Source organism: Streptomyces sp. NPDC045967, from assembly GCF_056430495.1.
The window spans coordinates 23190-45748 of record NZ_JBWKLE010000016.1; the positions used below are offsets into that span (position 1 = coordinate 23190).

Below are 22559 nucleotides of genomic sequence, written 5' to 3' on the forward strand. Positions count from 1 at the left end.
CGCGCCGGCCTCGGCCGCCCCCGGCCAGACCATCCGCGGCCCCCGGGGCGAATACCGGGGCGCCTTCATCGCCCGGAAGGCCCACGTCGAGGAGGAGGCCGTGCCTGTCCGCCGGTCCTCGGCCGACGGGGCGCTCCGCAACTCCGTCATCGAGGACACGGGCCCGGATCGGGCCGAACGCGGCCGCAGAGGCCATCGACGCCAAGCAGGGCACCTTCGCCGGCGTCATCCTCGGCAACACCTTCGACGGCCGCGGCATCACCGGCCGGAACTCCGCCGATTCATGGGTGGACGTGAAGGGCGTCGGCTACCTGATCGAGCACAACAGGGGCTCCTTCGCCCCTCCCGGCACCTTCGCAACGGGTACGAGACGCACAACCCCGCCACCGCACCCTCCTTCGTCAACGGCTGCGGGGGCGGTGTGGCGGGACAACACCTCGGACCGCGGCGGGACCGGCGCGTACGCCGTCAGGATCACCTCGGCGTCCAAGTGCTCCGGCCGGTCGAACGTGGTCCACGCCTCCAACACCGCCACCCGGGCGAGGAGCGGCCTGACCCACGTGCCCGTCACCCCGTGAACGGATGACGGCTCGCCCGCGTATGCCGAGGTGCCGCCCGCCCGCGCGGGCCCACCGGACCCTCCACGGCGCCCGCACGCCGGCGGATCGCGACGGCGCCCGCCGGGCCGGAGGGTGGTGCCGTGCCCCAACACGGCACCACCTCACGGTTTCGCGGTGTGTCAGGCGTTGACGCAAATGTTGCCGGCCGCCGGGTTGAGCACCCCGACGACGTTCACGGAGTTGCCGCAGAGGTTGATGGGGATGTGGAGGGGAACCTGGACCACGTTCCCGGACAGCACACCGGGGGAACCGACCGCGACACCCGAGGCTCCGGCGTCGGCGGACGCGACCGAGGCACCACCGAGGACCGCGAAGCCGACGGCGAGGGCAAGCCCGGCACTCTTCAGGACACGCGACATGTGGAATCTCCTTGTACGGACGGCACAGAGCGCGGCCGGGCCGCGCACGGTCCCCGACGGGGCCCGCACCTTTGCTTCGGCAGCACCCGCCCCGGCCGCCCGCCCCCGTCCGCCGGATTCCCCCGAAGGTGTGCGTCCCGGCCCCGCATTCGGCGGCACGGCGCCCCGCCCGGGCGGCGTCCGGCAGCCGTCACCGGTCCGCGCGGGCACCGGCGCCGCGTCAGTCTTCCTCCAGGACCGTCCGGATCACGTGCCGGGCGTTGCGCGCCATGGCCGGGTTCGTCGCCCGGTGGTCCGGCAGCGCGATCAGGGCCTGCGAGAGCGTCCGGCCCCGGCCGCGGTTCCAGGTCGCCCCGTCCACGCCGAGCGCCTCGCGAAAGGCCCGCCGCCCCTCTGCCGGCAGCAGGTTCCAGGCGGGGAAGAGATCGCAGGCGGGATCGCCCACCCCCGTACACCCGAAGTCGATCACCGCGACGAGCCGGCCGCCGTCCACCAGCAGGTTGCCCGGCATCAGGTCTCCGTGCAGCCACACCGGTGGCCCGTCCCAGTCCGGGGTCCCCAGCGCGGCCTCCCACGCGGCGAGCGCGGCATCGCAGTCCACGTCCTCCTCGGGCATCGCGCGCAGGGCCTCGATCGCCGCCCTGGTCTCCGCGTCGAGCGAGGCGAGGGGACCGCCGCGGTGGGCCTGCGGCGCGCCGGGCAGGGTGATGCTCCGCATCGCCGTGACGAACGCGGCCAGGTCCCGGGCGAGGTGCACCGGTTCGCTCAGCGCCCCGGGCTCGGGGTGCTCACCCTCCCGCCACGCGTAGACCGACCAGGGCCACGGATACCCCTGTGCGGGCACGCCCGCCCCGAGTACCTCGGGGATGGCCTGGGGCAGCAGGGGTGCGAGGCGGGGCAGCCAGCGCTGCTCCATGGCCACGTCCTCGGCGCCGCCCGGCCGCCGCGGCAACCGCACCGCCATCGCCTCTCCCAGGCGGTAGACGTCGTTGACCGTGCCTCCCGACGGAAAGCGTTCCACCGGCAGCCGCGCCCAGCGGGGGAACTGGGCGCTGATGAGGCGCCGTACGAGGCCGTCGTCCACGGGGCTCGCGCCGGTGCCGGTCCGTTCTGTGCTCATGACCGCCATCCGACGGCCGGACCCCGGTCGGAGTCAATCGTTTTTCCGGCCCGTGCGCGGCCCGCGCAGCACCCGTTCCGGGGCTCCTGACAGGCACGTCTCGGCAGGTGGAGCACATGGAACTGACACGGGCGGGGGTGAGTGGTCGGATCGGTGCATGAACGATCCGTACGCGATTGACGTCCTGGCCGTATCGGCTCCGGCCGGTCTCGCCGAACGCCGGGCGGCCCGCCGCACGGCGGCCGCCCACGCGGCGAACGCCGAAGAACTGGAGGTCCTCCTCGACATGCTCGGCCTCCATCCGGACCACGACTCCACCGCCACCGGAGGGGCGGGCTCGCCCTTGCGCCCCCGGCGGCCCTAGGTCCTGACGGGCGGCCCGGTCCTGGCGGGCGGGCCGCCCGGCGGGAATGGGGTCGCGGGCCGGTGGGCCGCGCGGTTATCTTCCGTCCGGCGTGGCGAGGTGCGCGACGCGGCGGTGGGACGGAGTGGGACGTGGAGACGCAGGGCGTGCGGACGGATCGGCTGGGGGTGCTGCTCGACCAGTTCGACATGGCCGCGGAGGCGGCCCGGGTGCGGCTGACGGGGCTGGGCGACGAGGAGTACCTCTGGGAGCCGGTGGAGGGCTGCTGGTCGATACGGCTCCGCGGCGAGGCGGTGACGCCGCGGGCGTACGGGCCGGGCGCGTGGGTGATCGACAAGGGGGCCGCGGACATCCCGGCGAGCGAGTACGCCGAAGTCGCCCGGCAGGCCGCGGGCGGCATGACGGTCGCCAAGATCGCCGAGGACTGGAGCGTCAGCGTGGAACGGGTCGAGCAGGTGCTCGCCCACACCGGTGCGGTCGAGCCCGACGCGGCGCACGTCACCACCATCGCGTGGCGGCTGGGGCACCTGCACTCCTGCTTCGCCGGCCAGTACGAGTGGACGTTCGGCGAACGGCGCCGGGACCCGCACCTGCTGGTGGACTTCACCCCCTGCGCGGCCACCGCCCTGGAGCGGTTCTGGGCGCTGGTGGACCGCTGGCGCGAGCGCGTCGCGGCCCTCACCGAGGAGCAGCTGGACACGGTCGGGCTCTCGCAGTACCCGTACGGCTCCGACCCCGGCGATCCGTTCATCACCGTGCTGGCGGGCGCCAACGTCGAACTCATCCACCACATGGCCGAGATCGGGGTGCTCCGCGACCTGTGGCGGTCCCGCTCCGCCGCCGTCGCACCGCGGTCGGGTCCGGTGTCAGCGGGCGGGGCCGCGTGACTCCAGATCGTGGAGCAGGGCCAGTTCCACGGGGCTGAACGGCAGGTCGGGGCGCAGGCGTTCGGGGTGGCCCGGTGGCGGGCAGTCGAGCGGGACGGGCCCGGGCCGGTGTTCGACGCGGGCGATCTCCCCGCTGAGGTGCAGGGTGCCGAAGGAGACCAGGCCCTGCCACACCACGCCCGCCCAGCGCCGTGGGAAGGAGGGCCGCCTGCCGGGTCGCATGTCCACTGTCACCTCATCCGTCGGAACGATCACGCTGCGGGAGATGCTTCCGGCCGCACCTGGGCCCCCGCTCGACACCTGCTCGGGATGCGCTCGCGTCCTGGCGGAGCCGACCCGCCGGCGAAGGGTGCGGCCGACGTGAGGAAGGGGGCGACCGGCCCTCACAACAGGGCGAGCAGCGCCGCCCGGTCGGTCTTGCCGTTGGCGGTGACGGGCAGCGCGGGAACCGACCTGACCTCCTGCGGCACCATGTAGGCGGGCAGCGTGTCGGCGCAGAAGGCGCGCACCCGGGCGGCGTCGGGAGCCTCGGCGGCGCCCGCCCCCGGCTCGGGGACGACGAATGCGCACAGCACCGCCCCCTCGGCGTCCCGATCCTCGGAACTGGCGACACCCAGCGGGCAGTTGCTGCTCAACGCCCTGAAGATCACGGCGGCCGAGCAGTGCCACGGCGCGGTCGACGACCTGGTGACGGCGGTCGGCCTGCGCCACGGCTACCTCAAGGACTCGCCGACCCGTCTGGAACAGGCCCTGCGCGACCTGCGGTCCGCCGCGCTCAACTACAGCAACGACCGCCTGCACCTCGCCGACGGCCGCCTCACCCTGCGCGACACGGGGGTACGCCTTGTCTGACCCCACCACCCGCACCCGCCCGGCCGGGCCGCACGGCGCCGGTGCGCAGACCCCCGGCGGCACCCCGGAGGGCCCACCGGACGGCGCGCTGCACCGTGACCTGGCGGCCCTGCCTCCCGGCGCCTCCGGCGCCGAGGTCTGGGCCGCTCTCGGAGCCGGGGGCCACCTGGCCGCCTGCTACCGCGACGGCGACCCCCGCGGCGGGGTGCGCCCCGGCGCCCTCGCTCGGGTGCTCGCCGCCAGCGACGCCCGCTTCGGCATCTCCGCCACCCTCTCGGTGAGCGTCCCGCTCGCCACCACGCTGCCGGTCCTGGCCACGGGCACCGGCGCCGGGGCCCGCCGGGCGCTGGCGGACGCGCTCGCCGGCCGGGTGACCGCGGCCCTGGCCGCCACCGACACCACCGCGGGCACCGACCTCGGCGCCCTGCGCACGGCCGTCCGCCTCGACGGGGACACCGTCGAGGTCACCGGCGGGAAGCAGTGGATCGCCAACGCCACCACCGCGGCCTGGTTCCTGGTGCTGGCCCGGCTGCGGCCCGGCCGCCACTTCACCTCCTTCACCTGGGTGCTCGTCCCCGCCGACGCCCCCGGCGTCCAGGTCCGGCCCGCCGAGACCTCCCTGTACGCGGCCTCCGGCACCGGACACGTCCGCTTCGACGGCGTCCGGCTGTCCACCGCCCACCTCGTGGACCGGGTGGGCATGGGACTGCCCTCCTTCGCCCGGCACATCGCGACCGAACGCCTCGCGGGCGCGCTGTGGGGAGTCGCCCTGTGCCGGCGCGTCCTCACCGACACCCGCCGCCGGCTCGCCGCCCGCACCCACGGCGAAGCCACGCTGTGGGACAACGAGGCCGTCCGGCAGCGCTTCGCCGCCTGCCTGGTCCGTACCCAGGAACTGCACGCCCTCTGTGAGCAGTTCGCGCAGCCCGTGGCCCGCCACCACGACACGACCGCGGCCGCCACCCTCAAGGCCGCGGCCGGGGCCACCGTCGGCCAGGTCCTCGGCGACTGCGCCCAGTGGTGGGGCGCCGCCGGATTCGCCGACGGCTCAGTGCAGCAGACCAGGGCGCAGGCGGCCCTGTTCGGGATCGGCGGCGGCGCCACCGAGGTCGTCCTCGCGACGCTCGCCGACTCCGCCGAGCAGGTGCTCGCCCGCCTCGAACCCCGAGGAGACACCCCATGACCCCGCCCGCGTCCACCCCCGCTCCCGCTCCCGCCGGCCACCGCACCCTGCACGACTGGTTCGCCGACTCCGTCGCGGCACACGCGGCCCGGCCCGCCCTCGAAGTCGCGGGGCGGACCGTCACGTACGCCGAGCTCGACGGCCTCGCCGGGCGGATCGCCGCCGCCCTCCTGGACCACCTCGGCGGCCGCACCCCGCGCCGGGTGGGCCTGCTCGCCGGCCGCACCCTCGTCGCGTACGCCGGTTACCTCGCCGTCCAGCGCCTGGGCGCCGCCGTCGTACCGCTCGGCCCCGCCTTCCCGCACGCCCGCCACGTCACCGTGGCCAGGGCCGCCGCCCTGGACGCCGTACTGGCCGACGAGAACACCGCGCCCGGCCTCGCCCTGCCCGCGCCCGTCCTGCGGTTGACCGACACGGCCCTCGACGCACCGGCCGCGGACTGCGCACCGCCCCCGGCCCAGGGCGCGCCGTCCGACCTCGCCTACATCCTGTTCACCTCCGGCTCCACCGGCGTGCCCAAGGGCGTCCCGGTCCTCCAGAGCAACGCCGACGCGTTCCTGCGGCACGTCGTCCCGGCGCACGGCGCGGGCCCCGGAGCGCGGCTCTCGCAGACCTTCGACCTCACCTTCGACCCGTCGGTCTTCGACATGTTCTGCGCCTGGGGCTCCGGCGCCACCCTCGTCGTCCCCGACCGCACCGAGCTGATGGCCCCCGTCCGGTTCGCGGCCCGGCGCGAGCTGACCCACTGGAACTCCGTACCCTCGCTCGTCTCGCTCGCCCGACGCCTGCGCCAGCTCCGGCCGGGGAGCCTGCCGGCGCTGCGCCGCAGCGTCTTCTGCGGCGAACCGCTGACCCTGCAGCAGGCGGCAGCCTGGCGGCTCGCCGCCCCGCACAGCACCGTGGAGAACGCCTACGGCCCGACCGAACTGACCGTGACCTGCACCGCCCACCGGCTGACGGGGGAGCCGGGCGCCTGGCCGGGAACCCCCAACGGCACCGTCCCGATCGGCCGCCCCCACCCCGGTCTGGAGGCGCTCGTACGGGACGGCGAACTGTGCCTGCGCGGCCCCCAGCGCTTCCCCGGATACCTGGACCCCGCCGACAACGCCGGCCGCTTCCTCACCCCCGACGGCGCCCCGTGGGACCCTGCGACGCCGCTCGGCGACGACCACTGGTACCGCACCGGCGACCGGGTCGCGGTGCTGCCCGACGGCGGCTACCTCCACCAGGGCCGGCTCGACCAGCGGGTCCAGGTCAACGGGTACCGCGTGGAACTCGGCGAGGTCGAGGCCGCCCTGCGGGAACAGTCCGGAGTCACCGAAGCCACCGTCATCGCCGTCGCCAACGCGGGCGGCGGCACGGAACTGGCCGCGGCCTGCTCCGGCCCCGTAGCCGACCGAGCCGCGGCCCTCACCGAGGCCCTGCGCGCCCGATTGCCGGGCTACATGGTCCCGGCCACCCTCACCGTGCTGGACGCCCTCCCGCTGAACGCCAACGGCAAGACCGACCGCGAGCGCCTGCGCACCCTGCTGACAGCCGCCTGAGGAAGCCGGACCGGGACGGACCCCCACCCGCCGGACCAGGTCCCGGGGGCCCGCCCCGCCCCCGGCTCCGGCCGCATCTGGACACTCGCTCGAATGGTCCGCCACGGTGCGCCGCGAGGGGCTTACGATCGCGACCGGCGGTCCCGTCCCGCGATCGCTCCCGCTTCGCACCCGTGGAGGTCAACCGTGTTCCGGACGGCCGAAGGACACCGCACCCACCGCAGCAGCCACCGCGTCCGCTCGGCGGCCTGCGCCGCCGTCGCCGCGGGAACGTTCCTCACGGCCGGCTGCTCCTCCGGCGACAGCGGCCCGGGGGAGGCGGCCGGCGGTGTGCCCGTCGTCGCCAAGGGCAAGCTGACGACCTGCACGCATCTGCCCTACCCGCCGTTCCAGTTCGAGCAGAACGGCAAGGTCGTCGGCTTCGACGTGGCGCTGATCGACCTCGTCGCGAAGAACCTCCAGGTCGAACAGAAGATCCTCGACACCCCGTTCGAGAACTTCAAGACCGGGGCCTTCCTCAACTCCGGCCAGTGCGACCTCGCCGCGGCCGGTATGACGATCACCGACGAGCGCAAGAAGAACGTCGACTTCTCCGTCCCCTACTTCGACGCCACCCAGGCGCTCCTCGCGACGAAGAAGAGCGGTGTCACCTCGCTGGCCGAGGTCAAGGCGCAGGGGAAGAAGCTGGGCGCGCAGGCCGAGACCACCGGCGAGAGCTACGCCAAGGCCCAGGGCTTCAACCCGGTCGCCTTCGAGAGCTCCGACGCCGTCCTCAACGGCCTGCGCACGGGCCAGGTCGACGCCGTCGTCATCGACTACCCCGTCGTCCAGGGCTGGCTCAAGGACAAGGCGAACGCCGACGCCTTCGTCCTGGGGCAGAACATCGAGACCGGTGAGCAGTACGGCTTCTCGGTGAAGAAGGGCAACACCGCCCTCCTCGCCGCGATCGACAAGGCCGTCACGGACGCCAAGGCGGACGGGACCTACAAGAAGATCTACGAGCAGTGGATCGGCCCCCTGCCCCAGGCCGCCTCGTGACCTCTCGGCTGACCCGGCGCCAGCGGCGCCGGGTGTCGCAGGGCATCCAGTACGCGATCTTCGTCGGCGCGGTGGTCCTGATCGCCGTCCTCGCCGACTGGGACCGCCTGCAGAACCAGTTCGCGCAGGCGGACCTGGCCGTCCGGCTCTTCCCGAACATCATCACCATCGCCCTGCGCAACACGGTGGTGTACACGCTGTCCGGGTTCGCCTTCGGCCTGGTCCTCGGCCTCGTCATCGCGATGATGCGGCTGTCCTCGGTGGCGCCCTACCGGTGGGTCGCCAGTGTGTACATCGAACTGTTCCGGGGCCTGCCCGCCCTGCTGATCTTCATCTTCGTGGGCGTGGCGGTGCCGCTGGCGTTCCCCGGCTACGAGATCCCCGGCGGCACGTACGGCAAGGTCGCCCTCGGCCTGGGCCTGGTCGCCGCCGCCTACATGGCCGAAACCATCCGGGCCGGCATCCAGGCGGTGCCCAAGGGCCAGATGGAGGCGGCCCGCTCGCTGGGCTTCTCGCACGCCCGCGCCATGGTGACGATCATCATTCCGCAGGCGTTCCGCATCGTCATCCCGCCGCTCACCAACGAGCTGGTCCTGCTGTTCAAGGACTCCTCCCTGGTGCTGTTCCTGGGCGTGACGCTGGAGGAGCGGGAGCTGACGAAGTTCGGCCGCGACCTCGCGAGCGAGACCGCCAACTCCACTCCGATCCTGGTCGCCGGCCTGTGCTACCTGCTGGTGACGGTGCCGCTGAGCATCGTGGTGCGCCGCCTCGAAGCCCGCGCGGACAAGGCCGTGTGAGGCCGCGATGAAACCCACGACGGGAACGGTGGAGACGATGACCACGGACCGCCCGGAAATCGAGATCCAGGGCCTGCACAAGTCCTTCGGAGACAACCACGTCCTGCGCGGCATCGACCTGGAGATCGCCCGCGGCGAGGTGGTGTGCGTCATCGGGCCGTCCGGCTCCGGCAAGTCGACGCTCCTGCGCTGCGTGAACCTCCTGGAGGAGCCGGAGCAGGGGCGGGTCTTCGTCGGGGGCACGGAGGTCACCGACCTGGACGTCGACATCGACGCAGTCCGTCGCCGCATCGGCATGGTCTTCCAGCAGTTCAACCTCTTCCCGCACGTCAGCGTCACCGAGAACCTCACGCTCCCGCAGCGCCGGGTGCTCGGCCGGGACAAGGCGCGGGCCGCCGCCGTCGCCCGGGAGAACCTCGCGCGGGTCGGCCTCACCGAGAAGGCCGAGGCATACCCGGCGCAGCTGTCCGGCGGCCAGCAGCAGCGGGTGGCGATCGCCCGGGCGTTGTCGATGGGGCCGGAGGTGATGCTCTTCGACGAGCCGACCTCGGCGCTCGACCCGGAGCTGGTCGGCGAAGTGCTGTCGGTGATGCGGGTGCTGGCGGGGGAGGGCATGACCATGATGGTCGTCACCCACGAGATCACCTTCGCCCGCGAGGTCGCGGACCGCGTCGTGTTCATGGACGGCGGGGTGATCGTCGAGCAGGGACCCGCCGCGCAGGTGATCGCCCGGCCGCGGCACGAGCGGACCCGCAACTTCCTCAACCGGGTCCTGGACCCCGCGGCCGCCCCCGCGCCCACCGTCCACGACGGCCCCGGGCACGACGGACCGGCCGACGGACGGCACGACGGATAAGACCCGCACCGGGCACCGGCGTTCATGTGGTTATCCGGTCGCACATCTCAGGTGTAAGCGTGGGGACAGCGGGGGAGAAGTGGCTCAGGCGCCCGTGATCGGGCGCCGCGGAGGCCCGGCCCCGGGCCAACCGCTGAATTGAGCAGAGGGATGAGTATGGCCAGCGGCACCGTGAAGTGGTTCAACTCCGAAAAGGGCTTCGGCTTCATTGCCCAGGACGGGGGCGGACCGGATGTTTTCGCCCATTACTCCAACATCTCCGGCAACGGCTACCGCGAGCTGATCGAGGGCGAGACGGTGTCGTTCGACGTCACGCAGGGCCAGAAGGGCCCGCAGGCGGAGAACATCGTCCGCGGCTGACCTCCCGCCCCGGCCTTCCCGGCGGCGCCCGCATCCGATGCGGGCGCCGCCGGCACGCTTGCGCGCACCGCAGCCCGGCGCGCGCGGCCTGCCCGGGGCGGCGCACCTGACGAACACGGGCGGCAAAGGCCATGGCAGCCGCCGGGTTTCGAATGGCACTCTCGTGTCCTCGACACGGCATGCTGGGGGGCACACACGTGAGGGAGCCGGGTACGGGCATGGGCCTGCGCGGCCGCAGCGGCATCCTGTCGCTGGTCGACGCCTGCCTGAAGGAGGCCCCCGCGGCCGAACGGCCCCTGACCATGCTGCTCGGCCCGCCCGGCAGCGGCGCCAGCGAGGCGCACAGCGCCCTCATGGAGCACTTCGGACCCCACTACCCCTTCGCCTTCGTCAACTTCGGCGGAGCGCAGTCGCTCCTGCCGCGCTACGCCCTCGGGCTGCTCGCCCGGCAGTTGGAGCGCAAGCTGCCCCGCTACGGCCGCTCCCACTTCCCGTTGCTCAGCCTCGGCCTGCTCGCCTCCGACCAGGAACTGAGGATGCGCAGCCTCGCCGAGGGCCGGCGCGCCGTGCAGCGGCAGCTCGACGAGTTCCAGCAGGAGAACGAAGCCCGCCACGGCGACTACCTGGCCGCCTTCTTCGAGGTGGGCATGGGGGCGGTCGGCATGCCCGAAGGCGCCTCCACCGCGGCCCTCGCCTTGTTCCAGGACGCCCTGCGGCGCAGCCGCCGCAGTATGCCGAGCCTGCTCGGCGGTCGGCTCGGCAACCGGCTGACCTCGGGTGCCCAGTGGTACGGACGGCACCCCATGACCCGCAGCGGGGACCCGATGGAGGCCCTCGTCGAGCTCAACCTGTGGCGCCACGAGGGAGACGAGAACGAACAGGAGCGCCTCGACCTCGTCCTGTTCTCGGCGTTCCTGGAAGACCTCAGACGCAACACCGCCCGCAACTTCATGCCCCGCTCCTACCTGCTGCTGCTCGACAACTCCCACACCGCGTACGGCCGCCGCTTCCTCGACCTGCTGGTGCGCGCCCGGCACGACGAAACGGTCGTGGCCGGCCACGCCAGCGACCCGCTGACCGTCGTCGCCAGCTCCAACCGCTGGCTGCCCCGCTGGGGCCCGGCCACCGGCGACTCCTGGCCCTGGCAGCTGCGCGGCCCCGACCGGGCCTCCCTCTCGGACTGGAACACCCACCGGCCGACCCGCGACAGCGAGGACACCTGGTGGTACCCGTTACGCCTGCGCGACCTCAACCTGGACGAGGTGCGCATCCGTATCGAGCTCCAGCTCGGAGGGAACAGCGACCTCGCCCCGCTGACCCGCCTCACGCCCTTCGTGCACCGGCTCACCGGTGGTCTGCCGCGTGCCGTGCACCAAGTACTCGACGTACTGCGCCAGTCGGGGTCACCCCCGGAGTCCGGCCCCCGGCTGGACCGCTGGCTGCGCACCCTGCCCGACCGGCCGCTGCGCAGCGGCGAGCAGACCGCCACCCTCGCGGACACCGCCCTCGGCCACCTCCTGCGCGACTTCGACGACTCCGACCGCTCGACCCTCGCCGAATGCGCCGCCGCCCGGGACTTCTCCGTCGGCACCCGGCTGCTCAGCCCGGGCGACGCCCTGTTCGGCGAGATCCGGTCCCGCTGGCTGCTGTCCGGACCGCTCACCGTCGTCCCCGTGCTCCACCCGTGGCTGCGCCGCCTGCTGCTGTGGCGGCTGGCCCGGCGCCCCGACGCGTGGGACACCGCGCACGAACTCCTGGCGGAGTTCTACCGGGGCGAGGGCAAGCCGGTGCAGGAGATGTACCACCAGCTCGCCGTCGGACGCACCGACGAGGTGACCACCCACCTGACCCGGCGGTTCACCCAGGTGCCGGCCGTGCAGTGGATCTCCGAGTTCAACGCGGTCACCGCCGCCCCCAACCGCCTCCCGGCGGAGTTCGGACCGCTGGAACTCCTCGCCGGACTCGGTCCGCTGCGCCCCGAGCGCGTGCGGGACGTCGAGTCGGTGATCCACACGCTGGTGACCACCCGCTGGGTGTGGAGCGATCCGCTGGCCGACCCCGCCATGCGGCTCAACGACATGATCGCCGACGGCTACACCCAGCTGTCCCAACTGCGGAGGAACGACATCGTGGCCCTGTTCAACGAGGCCGAGCGGCACCGCCACTGGCGTGATCCCCAGACGGCCGGCGGGGAGGGCTGAGCGGGTGGCCAGACTCGAATGGCCCCTGCACGTGGTGCGCCGCGTCGCCCTGGCCACCGCCGCCGCCGTCGTACTGGCGGCGGCCGTCTGGCTGGGCGGAGGCTGGATCCAGGAGCGGCTGGCCCGATGTGCCGACGGCGTGGTCGAAAAGGGCCCGGACGACGAATGCGTCGGCGTCACCGACGGCTCGTACGCCTTCGCCCCGCACCTCGACGAGGTCCGCAGGAAGATCCTGGCGGAGAACGACCGCGTCCTGGCCGACGCGGACAAGGAGCCCTACGTCAGCGTGGCGTACCTGACCTCCTTCACCGTGACCGCCGAGGACAGCAACTCCGCGGAGGGCGTCCGCCACGAACTCCAGGGCGCCTACCTCGCCCAGTACCGGCACAACCGCGGCGACCTGGCCGCCACGCCCAAGATCCGGCTGCTGATCGCGAACGCCGGCAGCAGGTCCGCGCACTGGCGGCACACCGTCGACGAGCTGATCGCCCGCAAGGACGGCCCGGACCGGCTGGTCGCGGTGGCCGGCCTCGGACCCAGCACGGACGAGAACCTCGCGGCCATAAGGCGCCTGTCCGAGCACGGCGTCGCCATGGTCGGCGCCACCATGACCGCCACGAACATCCAGGACATCAACGGCTTCGTCCGGGTCGCCCCCACCAACGAGGACGAGGCGTACGCGGCCGCCGGCTTCCTCAAGCGGCGCGGCGTCGGCACGGCCGTGGTCATCCAGGACGTGGCCAAGGGCAACCTGTACGCCTCCACCCTCGGCACCGCCTTCACCCAGGCCTTCCACGACGGCGACAGGTTCAAGCTGGTCGCCGAGCGCATGACCTACGACTCCTCCGTGGGCAGCGCCTGGCAGAACGAGCTGCGCTACATGCCGGGACAGCTGTGCCTGCAACGCCCTCAGCTCGTCTACTTCGCGGGTCGCGGCCGCCACCTCACCCACTTCCTCGACGCCCTGTCCAACCGCAGCTGCACCGATCAGAAGTTCACCGTCTTCGCCGGGGACGACACGACCAACCTGACCGCCGAGCAGCTCGCCCACGCTGCCGAGACGGGCGTCGAGGTCCTCTACACCGGCCTCTCCCATCCCGACATGTACCGCACGTCGCCCCAGTCGGTGTCCGCCCCCTCGGCGAAGAACTTCCAGCCGGGCGGCCTGCTCGACCAGTGGTTCCCCCACGACCCCCGCCACGACGGCGGGGCCCTCATGGGCCACGACGCGTTCCTGACCGCCGCCCACGGCATCCAGATGGCCGCCCGCTGGCAGGGCGCGGTCGCCGGCGACGCGGTGGCCCGGATGTTCCACCAGATGGACGGGAGCCAGCAGGTGGCCGGAGCCAGCGGCTTCATCTCCTTCCAGAACAACGGCAACCCCCGCAACAAGGCGGTCCCGGTCCTGCGGCTGAACGCCAAGGGCCAGGCCGAGTTCGTCGAGGTGTCCGCGGCCGAGGGGAAGCCGCCCGAGGCGCAGTGAGGGACGGGTGAGCCGCGTCTCACCCGGGCGGTGGCGCTTGTCTATGCAACGAGTTGCATAGAAAGATCGGGGCATGGCACTCGAGCACGCGATCCTCGTCTCCCTGCTGGAGCAGCCGGGCTCCGGCTATGAGCTGGCCCGGCGCTTCGAGCGGTCCATCGGCTACTTCTGGACCGCCACCCACCAGCAGATCTACCGCGTGCTGGGGCGCATGGAGTCGGACGGCCGGCTCGACGTCCGGCACGTGCCGCAAGAGGCCAGGCCGGACAAGAAGGAGTACTCCGTCACCGCCGCCGGCCGGGCCGCGCTGTCCGCCTGGCTGCACGAGCCGATCCAGCCCGACAGCGTCCGGCACGAACTCGCCGTGAAGATCCGCGGCGCCGCCTTCGACGATCCGGCCGCGCTGATCGACGAGGTGGAGCGGCACCGCGGCGCGCACGCCGACCGCCTCACCCGCTACCTCGCCGGTGAGCTGCGCGATTTCACCGGCCCGGACGCTCCCGCGCAGGGCGACACGGGGCGGGAACTGCAGCACGTCGTGCTGCGCGGCGGCATCGCCTACGAGCGGATGACCCTCGGGTGGCTCGAAGACGTGCTGTCCACGCTCCGCCGGCTCGCCGCGCCCTGACCCCGGCCCCCCACGCCGCACCCCTCCCTCTTTCCTCCGCCCCGTTCCCCTTCTCCTTCTCCTTCTTCTTCATTCTCGTCTTCTCCCTCCCGACCGTGAAGGACGGACCTCCCATGACCGACCCGCTGCTGTTCAACCCGCGCACCTACGACCCCGCCCACTTCGACCCGGAGACCCGCAGGCTGCTGCGCGCCACCGTCGACTGGTTCGAGGAGCGCGGCAAGCGCCGGCTGATCGAGGACTACCGCTCCCGCGCCTGGCTGGCGGACTTCCTCGCGTTCTCCGCGAAGGAAGGGCTCTTCGCGACCTTCCTGACTCCCGCCCCCGCCGGTGGGCAGGATCCGGACAAGCGCTGGGACACCGCGCGGATCGCCGCCCTCAACGAGATCTTCGGCTTCTACGGCCTGGACTACTGGTACGCCTGGCAGGTCACGATCCTCGGCCTCGGCCCGGTCTGGCAGAGCGACAACGCCGAGGCCCGCAGCCGTGCGGCGCAGCTCCTCGCGGAGGGCGAGGTGTTCGCCTTCGGCCTGTCCGAGAAGACCCACGGCGCCGACATCTACTCCACCGACATGCTGCTGGAGCCCGACGGCGCCGGCGGCTTCCGGGCCACCGGCTCCAAGTACTACATCGGCAACGGCAACGCCGCCGGCCTCGTCTCCGTCTTCGGCCGGCGTACCGACGTCGAGGGCCCCGACGGCTACGTCTTCTTCGCAGCCGACAGTCGCCACCCCGCGTACCGGCTCGTGCAGAACGTGGTCGACTCCTCCAAGTACGTCAGCGAGTTCCGGCTGGAGGACTACCCGGTCCGTGCCGAGGACGTCCTGCACACCGGCCGCGCCGCCTTCGACGCGGCGCTCAACACGGTCAACGTCGGCAAGTTCAACCTGTGCACCGCCTCGATCGGCATCTGCGAGCACGCGATGTACGAGGCCGTCACCCATGCGCAGAACCGCATCCTCTACGGGCGCCCCGTCACCGCCTTCCCGCACGTGCGCCGCGAACTCGCCGACGCCTACGTCCGCCTCGTCGGAATGAAGCTGTTCAGCGACCGCGCCGTCGACTACTTCCGCTCCGCCGGCCCCGACGACCGCCGCTACCTGCTGTTCAACCCGATGACCAAGATGAAGGTGACCACCGAGGGCGAGAAGGTCATCGACCTGATGTGGGACGTCATCGCGGCCAAGGGCTTCGAGAAGGACACCTACTTCGCCCAGGCGGCCGTCGAGATCCGCGGTCTGCCGAAGCTGGAGGGCACCGTCCACGTCAACCTGGCGCTGATCCTCAAGTTCATGCGCAACCACCTGCTGGAACCGGCCGAGTACGCCCCCGTGCCGACCCGCCTCGACGCGGCCGACGACGACTTCCTCTTCCGGCAGGGCCCGGCCCGCGGTCTGGGCTCCGTACGCTTCCACGACTGGCGCCCGGCCTACGACGCCTACGCGGCCGTGCCCAACGTGGCGCGCTTCCGCGAGCAGGCCGACGCCCTGTGCGCGTTCGTCACCACCGCCGCGCCCGACGAGGAGCAGAGCCGCGACCTCGACCTCCTCCTCTCCGTGGGCCAGCTGTTCGCCCTGGTCGTGCACGGGCAGCTGATCCTGGAGCAGGCCCGCCTGACCGGCCTGGACGAGGACGTGCTCGACGAGCTGTTCGGCGTCCTCGTCCGGGACTTCTCCGCGCACGCGGTCGAGCTGCACGGCAAGGACTCCGCCACCTCGGACCAGCAGACCTGGGCACTGGGCGCCGTCCGGCGCCCGGTGGTGGACGCCGACCGGTCGGCGCGGGTCTGGGAGCGGGTGGAGGCCCTGGCCGGGGCCTACGAGATGGCGCCGTAACGGCCGGCCGGCCGACCGGCTGGACGTACCCCGGGCGGCTCCCGGAACACCGGGGCCGCCCGGCGGACGTGTCAGCCCTGCTTCGTCCAGCGCTGGGAAGCCTGCCCGCCGCAGGTGTTGGTCACCAGGCCGGCGCTCATGCCCAGGTCGAGGCAGCCGCCGCTGTAGGAGTTGCGCAGACTGCCGTCCGGACCGGCCCGCCACAGCAGACTGCTGCCCGAGCCGCAGTCGCCCACGAAGACGGCCTGGCCGAGCATGTTGGCGTACAGGCAGCCGCCGGTCTGCTTGTTGACCAGCTTGAACCCCGTCGGACCGGCTCTGCACGGTGCACCTGGCGGTCGTGTCCGCGCAGTCGCCGTGGTCCGCGGAGCCGTAGACCTGGGTGGCGCACCTGCTGTTGTTGCCGTTGCGGTAGCGGTAGGTGCCGGAATCGGGGGGAGCCGGCGCCGAGGGGGCCGTCGAGGCTCCGCCACCGGAGGGGCGCGGGCTGCCCGCGCCGCCCGCGCACGCGGGTCCGGCGGCGGCGTTCGCGCCGCCCGGAGTCCCCCTTGGGAGCCGGAACCGGAGCCGGAGCCGGGGCGGGAGCCGAAGCCGGGGCGGGAGCCGAAGCCGGGGCGGGATCCGGCACCGGGATGCGCTCCGGTTCCGGTTGCCCACCCGTCCGCGGCGGCGCGGGTTCCGGCTCCGCGCCCCCGCCCGCGCCCCCGCCCGCGAGCGGGAGCGTCCGTACGTCGACGTCCTGGACGTGCGCGGCGAAGGCGGCCCGTTCCGACAGCCGGCGGGCGATGGCCGCCGGCCACGACGGGGCGACCGCCTCCCCCTTCCCGGAGGCCGGCGCGAGCAGTTCGGCGGCGGTGGGCCGGCCCTCGGGGTCCTTGTCGAGGCAGGAGGCGACGATCTCGGCGAGATCCGGCTCCAGTTCCCGCAGCGGCTCCAGGTCCGGCGCCTCGTGCACGATGCGGTACAGCACGCCGTGTCCGGACTCGTCGCCGAAGGGCGGCCGGCCGCAGGCCGCGTAGGCGAGCACCGAGCCCAGTGCGAAGACGTCGGTGGCACCGCTCAACCGCTTCTTCCCGGTGGCCTGTTCGGGCGCCATGTAGGCGGGGTGCCCACGACCATGCCGGTCCTGGTCAGCCGGCTCTGTGCCTCGCCGTGCGGTCGCTGGCGAGCAGCGGGGCGGTGGCCTCCGCGGGCAGCCGGGCGAGGTTGTCCAACTCGTGCCCGAAACGGCGCAGGAAGTCCTCGTCCTCGCCGACGACGGACGCCAGCAGCTGCTTGACGGCGACGTACCGGCCGTCCCGGACCCCGAGGTACACCCGTCCCATGCCCCCGGCACCCAGTCGGCCCACCAGCTCGATCGTGCCGATCCGGCGCGGATCCCCCGCCTCCAGTGGCTCGGCCCCGCTCCCCGTCAGCTCCAGCAGGCCAGCCCCGCCCCCGCTAGGAAAAATCGCCGTCCGCCCGGGAAACCTACCGGACGGGCCGACGGGCCAACACGCCGAGCGCGGCGGGTGGTTACCGGCCCCGGATGGCCGTCACCAGACCCGCCACCAGGGTGGCCCGCTCGACCATCGCCCCGATCACCACGTACTCGTGGTCGGCGTGGGCCCCGCCGCCGACCGCCCCGAGGCCGTCCAGCGTGGGGACCCCCAGGGCGGCCGTGAAGTTGCCGTCGCTCCCGCCTCCGACCGCCTTGCCCTCGATCCCGGGCAGCAGCCGCTGCGCCACGGCGAAGAGGCCGGCCGCCGCGGACTGCGGCATCGGGGGCCGCCCCACGCCCCCTTCGACCGAGATCTCCGCTCCGTCGAGATGCGGGGCCAGGGCCGCGAAGGCGGCTTCGACACGGTCCTGCTCGTCCTGCGACTCGACGCGGACGTCGACCACGACGGTCGCCTCCGCGGGCACGACGTTGTCCAGGGTGCCCGCCGACGCGACGGTCGGGGTGACGGTCGTGCCCAGCTCGGGCCGGCCGAGGGCCGTGATGTCCAGGACCTGGTGGGCGGCCTCGATCAGGGCGTTGACCCCGGCCGCGGGCTCCAGCCCCGCGTGCGAGGCACGGCCCCTGACGGAGACCCGGAACGTGCCGCAGCCCTTGCGGCCGGTCTTCAGGGCCCCGCCGTCGGCGGAGCCCTCCAGTACGAGCACCGCGCCGCAGGCGAGGGCCCGTTCCTCGAGGAGGGCGCGAGAGGAGTGCGAGCCGACCTCCTCGTCGGCGGTCACCAGGATCTCCACGCCCGACCGGTCGTCGAGGGACGCCAGCCCGTGGACGGCCTGGACCAGCCCGCCGAGCATGTCGAAGACGCCGGGCCCGGTCACGTGTCCGCCCTCGACCCGGAACGGGCGGCGCTCCAAGGTGCCGAGGGGGAACACCGTGTCGTGGTGGCCGAGGAGCAGGACGCGCGGATCGCCACCTCCCGACCAGTGCACGTGCGGCCCCGCCTCGCTTTCGACGAGAGCGGCGTGCCCGCCGAGACGGCTCTCGATGACGGAGGCGACCACCTTGGCCGACGCCGTCAGGGCGTCGGGGTCACGCGAGGGCGACTCCGTCTCGACGAGAGCCCGCAGGTCCTCGATCATCGCGTCCACGCTCACTTGTCCGGTCCTGTGCGTCGTCATGCCGGACAGATTAGTCGCAGCCGCCATCCGAGGTAAACAATTCTTGACATGATGTCGTAGCTCCTTGACACTTCGAGTGTCTGGTTTTCTTGACATGGGGAGCGGGAGCACACGTGGCAGTCGAGGAGAAGCGTGCCTGGAGCATGCTCGTGGTCGCGGTGGTGGCGTACGCGGCGTACCTGTGGGTGGTGCTGGGGCGCCCCGCGGCGGTGCCGCTGGCCCAGGCGCCGTACGTGGAAGCCCTGTTGTGGACGGTCGGCCTGTCGATCGCCGTCTCGATCGCGGCGCACGTCGCGATCGCCGCGGCCGCGCCGCGGGAGGCGAACGTCAAGGACCAGCGCGACCGCGAGATCCACCGCTTCGGCGAGTACGTGGGGCAGTCGCTGGTGGTGGTCGGTGCGGTGGGCGGCCTGCTGCTGGCGATGGCCGAGGCCGCTCCGTTCTGGATCGCCAACGCCATCTTCCTGGCCTTCGTCCTGTCGTCGGTGCTCGGCTCGGCGGTCAAGGTCGTCTCCTACCGGTTCGGTTTCCACCCGTGGTGAAGGCGACGCGGGTCACCAACACCATCCGCGCCCAGCGCTTCGCCCACGGCGAGATGACCCAGGCCGAACTCGCCCGCCGGATCGGCGTCAGCCGGCAGACCGTCATCGCCATCGAACAGGGCCGCTACTCGCCCTCGTTGGAGATGGCCTTCCAGATCGCCCGGGTGTTCGGGGTCCCCCTCGACACCGTGTTCCAGTACGCGGCCCACCCGGGCGGCTCCGACAACACCGGCACAGCGGAAGGCACGTCATGAGAGCCATCGTCCAGGACACCTACGGAACACCCGACGTCCTGCGCCTCGACGAGGTCGAACGGCCCGTGCCCGGCCGGGGCGAGGTCCTCCTGCGCGTGCGGGCCGCCGGCGTCGACATGGGTGTCTGGCACCTGATGTCCGGCCTGCCGATGGCGCTGCGCGCGGCCTTCGGCCTGCGGGCCCCCCGGCAGCGCGTCCCGGGCATGGACGTGGCCGGCCGGGTGGAGGCCGTCGGCGCCGACGTCACCCGGCTGCGGCCCGGCGACGAGGTGTACGGCACCTGCACCGGCTCCTTCGCGGAGTACGCCTGCGCCAAGGAGGACGCGCTCGCCCCCCGCCCGGCCGGGCTCACCGCCGAACAGGCGGCGGTCGTCACGATCTCCGGGTCCACCGCGCTCCAGGCATGCCGCGCCGGCCGGCTGCGGCCCGGCGGCCGGGTCCTGGTGATCGGCGCCTCGGGCGGGGTAGGGACCTACGCCGTTCAACTCGCCAAGGCGCTGGGGGCCGCCCACGTCACCGGCGTGTGCAGCGCGGCCAAGGCGGACCTGGTCCGCGCCCTCGGCGCCGACGAGGTCCTCGACCATGCCCGCGAGGACCCGACCCTCGGCGGCCGGCGCTACGACCTCGTCCTCGACATCGCGGGCAACCACTCCCTCGGGCGGCTGCGCCGGGTGCTGAACCCCGGCGGCACCCTCGTCATGGTCGGCGGCGAGACCGACGGCCGCTGGCTCGGCGGCTTCCACCGGCAGTTGGGAGCCCTGCTCGTGTCCCCCTTCATCCGTTCCCGGGTGCGGGTGCTCGCCTCCACCCCGAAGCCCGGGGACCTGCGCGCCCTCGGGGAACTCCTCGAGTCGGGCGCGCTGGTCCCGGCCGTCGACCGCACCTACCCGCTGGCGGAAGTCCCCGACGCGATACGCCGCCTGAGGTCGGGCCAGGTCCGGGGGAAGATAGCGATCAGCGTGTGAGGAGCCCCGCGCTCCGGGCGCCGCGCCGCCGGGCTACCGGTCGGCGGCCGCCGGGGCGGTGGCGGGAGCGGGCTGCGCGGCCGCGCCGGCGCAGCGGAGCCGGTCGGCGGTGACGGGGGCCCCGTCCGCGACGTTGCGGTCGTAGGTGACCGCCTTGACCCGGACGGGCCGGTCGCCCACGGCGACGTCGAAGGTGGTCTGGCGGGGGCCCGGCCGCAGGGTGGCGCCGGGCAGGGCGGCCGCGAGCGTCGCCGCGTCCTCCTCCCGTCCGGCCGGGTGCGTGATCACCGGCGGACCGGCGGGGCGTACGGCGGGCGCCGGCTGCGGGGCGTCGGAGACGGCGAAGCCGTTCGCGCGCAGGGCCGCGGCCACGGAGGCGTCGTCCACGCGGACCGCGATGCGCGCCGGGTCGCTCGTCACCGGTGTCTCCGCGACGGGTTGGATCCGCGGGTCACCGGTGACGGGGCGGTCGGCGCGTAGGGCGTCCCACAGCGCCGCGGACCGGGGTTCGTCCCACACGAGGGTGGAGCCGACCCCCGGCACCCGGTGGTCGAAGAGGCGGATCGGCACGGTCGCGAACTCGGTGCGGTCCGCGCGCAGCCGGCCGAGCGCCCAGCCGATCCGGATCAGGTCCTGCAGGCCGGTGCCCGCGTCGGTGCGTACGGACTTCAGCAGGGCCCGGGCGGTGCGCGCCGTGCTCACGGGGCCGTCCAGCGCGCCTTCGGCGGTCAGCCGGGCCAGCAGGTCGTTGACCACCCGCTGCTGGCGGCGGACGCGGCCGAGGTCCCCGGGACGCAGGTTGACGTGCCGGGCGCGGACGTAGCGCAGCGTGCCGTTGCCGTCGGTGCGGTGGACACCCGCCGCGATGTCGAGGCCGGAGTTCTCGTCCTTGAGGGGTCTGTCCGTGCACACGGTCGCGCCGCCGAGGTCGTTGACGGCCTGCTCGAAGCCGGTGAAGCCGGTCTCCAGGTAGTGGTCGACGTGCAGGCCGGTGGCCTTCTCGACGGTGCGCACGGTCAGGGAGCCGCCGCCGGCTGCGTACGCGCCGTTGATCTTGCCCCACCGGGCCGGTCCGGTGCCGGTCGTGCGCGCGTATTCGACGTAGGAGTCGCGCGGGATGGACACGACGCTCGCACGGCTGCGGTCCGCCGACAGGTGCACGAGCATCATCACGTCGGTGCAGTCGCAGCCCTTGCCGCCGACGTGGAGCCGCCTCTTCTCGGCCGCGGAGATGCCGGTGCGGCTGTCGACGCCGACGACGAGGATGTTCGTACCGCGGCTGGGGTCCGCCTGGCCCGCCGAGAGCGCCTGGGGGCTCAGGAGGACGCCGGCGCCGAGCGTCGCGAGCGTGGTGAGAGCAACAGTGAGACGACGCACCGAACATCTCCAAATCATCCGATCAGCGAATCAAACGGACATTAATGGGTCGGTGTGCGTGTCCGGGGGTTACGCGCCCGGACGAGCCGCCTCCTGGCCTAGGCCCTGTCGTCGAAGTCCCACCTGGCCCGCGGTGCCCGGCACCGCACCTCGCCGCGTTGTCGGGGCGCCCGAGTACGTCCGCGGTCAGCCCAGGAAGGACAGCCGTACCGTGCGCTCGGGGTTGTCCCGGTTGGTGTCCACCAGGACCACCGACTGCCAGGTGCCCAGCGCGAGGGCCCCGCCGATGACCGGCAGGGTCAGGTGGGGCGGCACGATCGCCGGCAGCACGTGGTCGCGGCCGTGGCCGGGGGAGCCGTGCCGGTGGCGCCAGCGGTCGTCCGCGGGCAGCAGCGTGCGCAGGGCCTCCAGGAGGTCGTCGTCGCTGCCGGCGCCGGTCTCGATGACGGCCAGACCCGCCGTCGCGTGCGGGGTGAACACGTTGAGCAGCCCGTCCCGTCCCCGGGCGGCCGCTCCCAGGAACTCCTCGCAGGCGGCGGTCAGGTCGTGGACGGTCTCGGAGCCGCCGGTGACCACGTCGACGGTCCGGCTGGTGAAGGTGTGTGACATCCCTCCATCGTGCCGCCGCGCCGGGCGCGACGGGACGCAAACGCGCCCGTCGTGCGGCCGATCCGTTGA

Annotated in this window: 26 protein-coding genes and 1 pseudogene; 17 read left to right on the top strand and 10 right to left on the bottom strand. The window is 73.3% G+C overall.

Features of this window, described 5'->3' with window-relative positions; genetic code table 11:
* Nucleotides 1-419 precede the first annotated feature (419 nt).
* On the top strand, nt 420-578 hold the full coding sequence (locus AC07FY_RS25245) for a hypothetical protein (protein WP_479010082.1): 159 nt from the start codon (nt 420-422) through the stop codon (nt 576-578).
* A gap of 161 nt (nt 579-739) precedes the next feature.
* Here AC07FY_RS25245 and AC07FY_RS25250 read toward each other — a convergent pair whose 3' ends face one another.
* Both AC07FY_RS25250 and AC07FY_RS25255 read right to left on the bottom strand, forming a co-directional pair.
* Nucleotides 740-979: a chaplin gene (locus tag AC07FY_RS25250; RefSeq protein WP_479010085.1), complete on the bottom strand. Its 240-nt coding sequence runs from the start codon at nt 977-979 to the stop codon at nt 740-742.
* A gap of 220 nt (nt 980-1199) precedes the next feature.
* Complete coding sequence (locus AC07FY_RS25255) at nt 1200-2099, bottom strand: aminoglycoside phosphotransferase family protein (RefSeq protein ID WP_479010088.1); 900 nt, start codon at nt 2097-2099, stop codon at nt 1200-1202.
* 157 nt (nt 2100-2256) lie between these two features.
* On the opposite strand from AC07FY_RS25255, the gene AC07FY_RS25260 reads away from it, so the two are divergent.
* Both AC07FY_RS25260 and AC07FY_RS25265 read left to right on the top strand, forming a co-directional pair.
* Entirely contained in the window at nt 2257-2463 is a 207-nt protein-coding gene (locus AC07FY_RS25260) for a hypothetical protein (RefSeq protein ID WP_479010091.1), read from the top strand.
* A 131-nt stretch (nt 2464-2594) separates the two neighbouring features.
* The gene (locus AC07FY_RS25265; RefSeq protein WP_479010094.1) at nt 2595-3350 is read left to right on the top strand and encodes a DinB family protein; all 756 of its coding nucleotides are present in this window, start codon (nt 2595-2597) and stop codon (nt 3348-3350) included.
* Here the strand turns inward: AC07FY_RS25265 and AC07FY_RS25270 are convergent.
* Entirely contained in the window at nt 3330-3572 is a 243-nt protein-coding gene (locus AC07FY_RS25270) for a DUF6059 family protein (RefSeq protein ID WP_479010096.1), read from the bottom strand. The two genes, AC07FY_RS25265 and AC07FY_RS25270, sit on opposite strands and share 21 nt — an antisense overlap.
* Nucleotides 3573-3733: 161 nt before the next feature.
* Nucleotides 3734-3985: an AMP-binding enzyme gene (locus tag AC07FY_RS25275; RefSeq protein WP_479010098.1), complete on the bottom strand. Its 252-nt coding sequence runs from the start codon at nt 3983-3985 to the stop codon at nt 3734-3736.
* Between AC07FY_RS25275 and AC07FY_RS25280 the strand changes: the two genes are divergently transcribed.
* The 11 genes from AC07FY_RS25280 to AC07FY_RS25330 all read left to right on the top strand — a co-directional run bounded on the left by AC07FY_RS25280 (nt 3975) and on the right by AC07FY_RS25330 (nt 16127).
* Nucleotides 3975-4202, top strand: a complete 228-nt coding sequence (locus tag AC07FY_RS25280; protein WP_479010101.1) for a hypothetical protein — start codon at nt 3975-3977, stop codon at nt 4200-4202. The genes AC07FY_RS25275 and AC07FY_RS25280 overlap by 11 nt on opposite strands.
* Nucleotides 4195-5385 (top strand): acyl-CoA dehydrogenase family protein, encoded by a 1191-nt coding sequence (locus tag AC07FY_RS25285; protein WP_479010104.1) that lies wholly within the window; start codon nt 4195-4197, stop codon nt 5383-5385. The genes AC07FY_RS25280 and AC07FY_RS25285 overlap by 8 nt, the downstream gene beginning before the upstream one ends.
* Entirely contained in the window at nt 5382-6929 is a 1548-nt protein-coding gene (locus AC07FY_RS25290) for an AMP-binding protein (protein WP_479010106.1), read from the top strand. The genes AC07FY_RS25285 and AC07FY_RS25290 overlap by 4 nt, the downstream gene beginning before the upstream one ends.
* 186 nt (nt 6930-7115) lie before the next feature.
* A complete protein-coding gene (locus AC07FY_RS25295) occupies nt 7116-7967 on the top strand; it encodes an ABC transporter substrate-binding protein (RefSeq protein WP_479010109.1) in 852 nt (283 codons plus the stop codon).
* Nucleotides 7964-8764, top strand: a complete 801-nt coding sequence (locus tag AC07FY_RS25300) for an amino acid ABC transporter permease (RefSeq protein ID WP_479010112.1) — start codon at nt 7964-7966, stop codon at nt 8762-8764. Before AC07FY_RS25295 ends, AC07FY_RS25300 begins: the two co-directional genes overlap by 4 nt.
* A 37-nt stretch (nt 8765-8801) precedes the next feature.
* Nucleotides 8802-9620, top strand: a complete 819-nt coding sequence (locus AC07FY_RS25305; protein WP_479010115.1) for an amino acid ABC transporter ATP-binding protein — start codon at nt 8802-8804, stop codon at nt 9618-9620.
* Nucleotides 9621-9776: 156 nt separating this feature from the next.
* Complete coding sequence (locus AC07FY_RS25310) at nt 9777-9980, top strand: cold-shock protein (protein WP_069918725.1); 204 nt, start codon at nt 9777-9779, stop codon at nt 9978-9980.
* Between the two features lie 197 nt (nt 9981-10177).
* On the top strand, nt 10178-12181 hold the full coding sequence (locus tag AC07FY_RS25315) for a hypothetical protein (protein ID WP_479010118.1): 2004 nt from the start codon (nt 10178-10180) through the stop codon (nt 12179-12181).
* Nucleotides 12182-12185: 4 nt separating this feature from the next.
* Entirely contained in the window at nt 12186-13664 is a 1479-nt protein-coding gene (locus AC07FY_RS25320; protein ID WP_479010121.1) for an ABC transporter substrate-binding protein, read from the top strand.
* A 73-nt stretch (nt 13665-13737) separates the two neighbouring features.
* Nucleotides 13738-14292: a PadR family transcriptional regulator gene (locus tag AC07FY_RS25325; RefSeq protein ID WP_479010124.1), complete on the top strand. Its 555-nt coding sequence runs from the start codon at nt 13738-13740 to the stop codon at nt 14290-14292.
* A gap of 113 nt (nt 14293-14405) precedes the next feature.
* Nucleotides 14406-16127 carry an acyl-CoA dehydrogenase family protein gene (locus AC07FY_RS25330; protein WP_479010127.1) on the top strand — a complete coding sequence of 574 codons (1722 nt, stop codon included), beginning with the start codon at nt 14406-14408 and terminating at the stop codon, nt 16125-16127.
* Between the two features lie 71 nt (nt 16128-16198).
* On the opposite strand, the gene AC07FY_RS25335 is transcribed toward AC07FY_RS25330, so the two are convergent.
* The 4 genes and pseudogenes from AC07FY_RS25335 to AC07FY_RS25350 form a co-directional block, all read right to left on the bottom strand.
* Entirely contained in the window at nt 16199-16384 is a 186-nt protein-coding gene (locus tag AC07FY_RS25335; protein WP_479010396.1) for a hypothetical protein, read from the bottom strand.
* A gap of 641 nt (nt 16385-17025) precedes the next feature.
* Nucleotides 17026-17223 (bottom strand): annotated as a pseudogene (locus tag AC07FY_RS25340) (serine/threonine protein kinase); the annotation flags it as partial.
* A 34-nt stretch (nt 17224-17257) separates the two neighbouring features.
* The gene (locus AC07FY_RS25345; RefSeq protein WP_479010129.1) at nt 17258-17476 is read right to left on the bottom strand and encodes a hypothetical protein; all 219 of its coding nucleotides are present in this window, start codon (nt 17474-17476) and stop codon (nt 17258-17260) included.
* Between the two features lie 166 nt (nt 17477-17642).
* A complete protein-coding gene (locus tag AC07FY_RS25350; RefSeq protein ID WP_479010132.1) occupies nt 17643-18743 on the bottom strand; it encodes a M20 family metallopeptidase in 1101 nt (366 codons plus the stop codon).
* Between the two features lie 113 nt (nt 18744-18856).
* Between AC07FY_RS25350 and AC07FY_RS25355 the strand changes: the two genes are divergently transcribed.
* Genes AC07FY_RS25355 through AC07FY_RS25365 form a run of 3 tightly spaced genes read left to right on the top strand, consistent with a single transcriptional unit; the run spans nt 18857 to nt 20504 of the window.
* The gene (locus AC07FY_RS25355) at nt 18857-19285 is read left to right on the top strand and encodes a hypothetical protein (RefSeq protein ID WP_479010133.1); all 429 of its coding nucleotides are present in this window, start codon (nt 18857-18859) and stop codon (nt 19283-19285) included.
* On the top strand, nt 19279-19539 hold the full coding sequence (locus tag AC07FY_RS25360) for a helix-turn-helix transcriptional regulator (RefSeq protein ID WP_479010136.1): 261 nt from the start codon (nt 19279-19281) through the stop codon (nt 19537-19539). Before AC07FY_RS25355 ends, AC07FY_RS25360 begins: the two co-directional genes overlap by 7 nt.
* Entirely contained in the window at nt 19536-20504 is a 969-nt protein-coding gene (locus AC07FY_RS25365) for an NAD(P)-dependent alcohol dehydrogenase (protein ID WP_479010138.1), read from the top strand. Before AC07FY_RS25360 ends, AC07FY_RS25365 begins: the two co-directional genes overlap by 4 nt.
* A 33-nt stretch (nt 20505-20537) precedes the next feature.
* Here the strand turns inward: AC07FY_RS25365 and AC07FY_RS25370 are convergent, their stop codons facing one another.
* Entirely contained in the window at nt 20538-21881 is a 1344-nt protein-coding gene (locus tag AC07FY_RS25370) for an LCP family protein (RefSeq protein WP_479010140.1), read from the bottom strand.
* A 186-nt stretch (nt 21882-22067) separates the two neighbouring features.
* Nucleotides 22068-22490 (bottom strand): YjbQ family protein, encoded by a 423-nt coding sequence (locus AC07FY_RS25375; RefSeq protein WP_479010143.1) that lies wholly within the window; start codon nt 22488-22490, stop codon nt 22068-22070.
* Between the last annotated feature and the right edge of the window lie 69 nt (nt 22491-22559).

What these genes read in the sequence shown, in the direction of transcription:
- AC07FY_RS25270 (WP_479010096.1), bottom strand. Translation starts at nt 3,572, where the DNA reads ATGCGACCCGGCAGGCGGCCCTCCTTCCCACGGCGCTGGGCGGGCGTG.
- AC07FY_RS25335 (WP_479010396.1), bottom strand. Translation starts at nt 16,384, where the DNA reads ATGCTCGGCCAGGCCGTCTTCGTGGGCGACTGCGGCTCGGGCAGCAGT.
- AC07FY_RS25350 (WP_479010132.1), bottom strand. Translation starts at nt 18,743, where the DNA reads ATGACGACGCACAGGACCGGACAAGTGAGCGTGGACGCGATGATCGAG.
- AC07FY_RS25310 (WP_069918725.1), top strand. Translation starts at nt 9,777, where the DNA reads ATGGCCAGCGGCACCGTGAAGTGGTTCAACTCCGAAAAGGGCTTCGGC.
- AC07FY_RS25260 (WP_479010091.1), top strand. Translation starts at nt 2,257, where the DNA reads ATGAACGATCCGTACGCGATTGACGTCCTGGCCGTATCGGCTCCGGCC.
- AC07FY_RS25375 (WP_479010143.1), bottom strand. Translation starts at nt 22,490, where the DNA reads ATGTCACACACCTTCACCAGCCGGACCGTCGACGTGGTCACCGGCGGC.
- AC07FY_RS25305 (WP_479010115.1), top strand. Translation starts at nt 8,802, where the DNA reads ATGACCACGGACCGCCCGGAAATCGAGATCCAGGGCCTGCACAAGTCC.
- AC07FY_RS25330 (WP_479010127.1), top strand. Translation starts at nt 14,406, where the DNA reads ATGACCGACCCGCTGCTGTTCAACCCGCGCACCTACGACCCCGCCCAC.
- AC07FY_RS25255 (WP_479010088.1), bottom strand. Translation starts at nt 2,099, where the DNA reads ATGAGCACAGAACGGACCGGCACCGGCGCGAGCCCCGTGGACGACGGC.
- AC07FY_RS25325 (WP_479010124.1), top strand. Translation starts at nt 13,738, where the DNA reads ATGGCACTCGAGCACGCGATCCTCGTCTCCCTGCTGGAGCAGCCGGGC.
- AC07FY_RS25365 (WP_479010138.1), top strand. Translation starts at nt 19,536, where the DNA reads ATGAGAGCCATCGTCCAGGACACCTACGGAACACCCGACGTCCTGCGC.
- AC07FY_RS25290 (WP_479010106.1), top strand. Translation starts at nt 5,382, where the DNA reads ATGACCCCGCCCGCGTCCACCCCCGCTCCCGCTCCCGCCGGCCACCGC.
- AC07FY_RS25250 (WP_479010085.1), bottom strand. Translation starts at nt 979, where the DNA reads ATGTCGCGTGTCCTGAAGAGTGCCGGGCTTGCCCTCGCCGTCGGCTTC.